Below are 3,194 nucleotides of genomic sequence, written 5' to 3'. Positions count from 1 at the left end.
ATAACTGAAAACAACGTCAACCCGTTCTCTTAGAGGGCGTAAAGCAAGGAACCGCCGTATACCGAACGGTACGTACGGTGGTGTGGGAGGTCGAAACGGGAATTAATCCCGTTTCTCCTACCCGATTGTTTGAATATTTAGATATTTCACATAAAGCTTATTTTTCATTGATATTCATGAAATCACACAATGTTACTTTTTCAAGTATTCCAATTTGCTCTACTAAATATCTATTTTGATTTAATTGTTAATATTTTTTCATTTTCATACCTTCATACCTTATTAATAAGCTATGAATCCAATTTTTCATCACCACAAGATTGACAGGACTGTATGGGCTGGTGGGCAAGAATGTCTTTTTTTTAGTGGAACCTCTTACTTGGGGATGTCTGCATCCGAGGATTTTGCTGCACTGGTTTCAATGGGGCTAAAACAATACGGGGTCAATCATGGTCTGAGTAGGTCCAATAATCTTAGGTTGAGCATCTACGAGGAGTTTGAAAGTTTTGTAGCCAAGCATGCTGGAGCTGAAAAAGCCCTTGTGTATAGCAGTGGATACTTAGCAGGTCAGGCTACTTCTAGTTTGATAGCCCAAGATATGGATGCCATTTTTGTTGCACCTTCTACTCACCCAGCGATTTTGCCTCATGGAAATTCACATCACGTCTATGGTACCATAGCTGAATGGCGTCAGGACTGTCTTGACTATGCATCGAATCATTCTGGTAAAAACATAGCAATTCTTGCCAATGCACTGGATGCATTGAAGCCAGAGATCTATGATTTCGCATGGGTTGAGTCGCTACCTGATACAAACAGATACACACTTTTGATCGATGATAGTCACGCCTTTGGTGTGATGGGAGGTGATATATATGGGAGTTACAGCACTTGGAAGCATTTACCTGTTGAATTGATTGTGTCAGGCTCTATGGGTAAAGGGTTGTCGATTCCTGCAGGAATAGTACTTGGGAGTGCGTCTTTTATCGATCGGATGGAAATGCACGCAATGTATCGCGGAGCTTCACCACCACCACCAGCTTTCTTGTGGGCATTTCTGAATGCGCAATCACTATATAAGGGACAGTTTAGAAAATTACAACACAATATCAAATTCTTCAAAAGTTTGATACATGATATTAAGATTCACTCGGGTGATTGGTATCTTCCTATTTTTAGACTTTTGGATGAGGAACATGTGAAAAGTCTACAGCAGCATAAAATTGTTTTTTCTTCATTTGCTTACCCAACTGACAATGATCCTGTCGTTAGCAGGATTGTCATTTCTGGATGGCACGAAGAAGGTGATTTGATGGATCTGAAAGATGCCTTACTCGCAAGAGGTGAATAATTTAATAAATACTGGCTTAGCTCATAAATACTAACAGCACTAATTTCTCATATCTAGCCCCCAGTTGAGTTTGTGTCTTAAGGTGTCAAAGAAATTGTACTTTGGAAACTTTACCAGTTTGGCAACAAAATCAGCTTTTCTTACCCTAAGCTCATCCCCAGAGTCTATGGTAGTAGACCTAGAGTCTAGTGAAACAAGGAATTTCTCCCCTCTGCCTTCTACTTTGAAGCATAGGGCTGCATCATCTGGCAAGATGATAGGTCTTACATTCAAGTTGTGAGGACTTACTGGTGTGAGGACAAAATTCCTCGCATCAGGGGTGATCAGTGGCCCTCCGCAGCTGAGGGAGTAACCAGTAGATCCCGTCGGCGTAGCGATGATCAGACCATCTCCCCAGTATGAATTGAGGTATTCCCCATCAATGTAGGTGTGTATGGTGATCATGGATGAAGTATCTCTTTTGTGTATCGTAAATTCGTTGAGTCCAAAGTTGAGTCCATTGAACACTTGCTTGTCCGTGTCAACAGCCACAAGCACGCGATTCTCAATAGTATAGTCTCCATTGATAAGTAAAGCGATTGCCTCATCTATTTCTTCTTTCGCTACAGTAGCCAAAAATCCCAATCTCCCAGAGTTGATGCCTACGATGGGTGTTTCAAGTTGTCCTACATAGCAAACGGTGTCTAGCAAGGTGCCATCGCCACCTATAGAAAATATAAAATCCATCTCCGAGATCATCTCTTTGGATTGAATTTTGGCATATTCTTCTACATTAGCCTGATATTTCTTCAGTAATTTTGAAAAAGTATCTGTAACAAAAATGTTGACCCCATGAGCTGTCAATGCCTTGGTAAGTTGCGCTATATGGGGTGTGAATTCTTCAGGGAAGCCAATTCCATGTATGGCTATATTCATTTGGTAGGTGATTTAGATATCCAAAAATCGGAATAAATTATCGATTCTTTCTTGATCACTGTTTGATTCTTGTTCTTCTTGATAATGATCTATCACCCTATGGCCGAATCTTTCCAAAGTAGCTTTGATATGTCTTAGTTCAGATTTATCTACTTTCAGGGTGACTTTGATCTTACTGTCGTCTAGTGGGTCTACAGATATGAAGCTAGAAAGCACCTTAGCGTTTTCTGACTCTATGATTCTGGAGATTTCATACATACTATAGTCGGACATCATCATAGATAAAACCAATACTGCACCTTGCGACTGTATAGAAAAGCTTTCCGCAAATGCAGAAACTGCATCTTCCATGGTTATCACTCCACGATAAGTTTGATCGCGATCCAGTACTGCGACAATGTGGGATTGATGATCTGAAGCTACACGAAGTACATCATAGATATGCTTGTCACTAAAGACAAAACACGAAGCCATTTCTAACTCAATATCAGCGATTTTTAGGTTAGGCTCATTAAGTGTGTAGATGAGTTCATCACTTACAAATCCTTTAAACATGCCTTGCTCCACCACAGGCAGTACACATACCCTTATCTCCTCCATCCATGTAAGAGCCTTTTGGGTAATGTCCGTTTTCTTCAATGGTGGAATTAGGTTGTTAATAAATTCGTATGCCTGCATGATCTAAAGGTATTAAATTACTGATAAAATATAAACTCAAAATCAGAATAAGAAGTTTAGTTTGGGTTAAATTCGATTTAAGACAGAAGATGTAAGATACAAGATAGAAGACTAAAGATACACATGTCATGTCCTGAAATAGCTTGACAAATTAAATCAAACTAAAATTGGGAAAAACATGACAAAAAGTGTTCGAGAGTTCAAGCGGTACAGTATTAGCTTCAAGAAGCAAGTAGTAGAGGAATTGGAA

At 39.7% G+C, this 3,194-nt stretch carries 3 protein-coding genes; 1 reads left to right on the top strand and 2 read right to left on the bottom strand.

From position 1 onward, the window contains the following. Positions 1-292: 292 nt before the first annotated feature. Positions 293-1,351 (top strand): aminotransferase class I/II-fold pyridoxal phosphate-dependent enzyme, encoded by a 1,059-nt coding sequence (locus MM239_RS20645; RefSeq protein ID WP_241350224.1) that lies wholly within the window; start codon positions 293-295, stop codon positions 1,349-1,351. A gap of 39 nt (positions 1,352-1,390) precedes the next feature. Here MM239_RS20645 and MM239_RS20640 read toward each other — a convergent pair whose 3' ends face one another. Both MM239_RS20640 and MM239_RS20635 read right to left on the bottom strand, forming a co-directional pair. Then, positions 1,391-2,266 carry an NAD kinase gene (locus tag MM239_RS20640; RefSeq protein WP_241350223.1) on the bottom strand — a complete coding sequence of 292 codons (876 nt, stop codon included), beginning with the start codon at positions 2,264-2,266 and terminating at the stop codon, positions 1,391-1,393. Positions 2,267-2,278: 12 nt separating this feature from the next. Beyond that, the gene (locus MM239_RS20635) at positions 2,279-2,944 is read right to left on the bottom strand and encodes a CBS domain-containing protein (protein ID WP_241350222.1); all 666 of its coding nucleotides are present in this window, start codon (positions 2,942-2,944) and stop codon (positions 2,279-2,281) included. Positions 2,945-3,194 lie beyond the last annotated feature (250 nt).

It is taken from the genome of Belliella filtrata, from assembly GCF_022549775.1.
GTDB classification, from domain to species: domain Bacteria; phylum Bacteroidota; class Bacteroidia; order Cytophagales; family Cyclobacteriaceae; genus Belliella; species Belliella filtrata.
Note: the sequence above shows the minus strand (reverse complement) of the source record. Positions and strands in the feature narration are given on the sequence as shown.

Excerpts from the sequence above, each read along its gene's own strand:
- MM239_RS20645 (WP_241350224.1), top strand. The coding sequence starts at position 293 with ATGAATCCAATTTTTCATCACCACAAGATTGACAGGACTGTATGGGCT.
- MM239_RS20635 (WP_241350222.1), bottom strand. The coding sequence starts at position 2,944 with ATGCAGGCATACGAATTTATTAACAACCTAATTCCACCATTGAAGAAA.
- MM239_RS20640 (WP_241350223.1), bottom strand. The coding sequence starts at position 2,266 with ATGAATATAGCCATACATGGAATTGGCTTCCCTGAAGAATTCACACCC.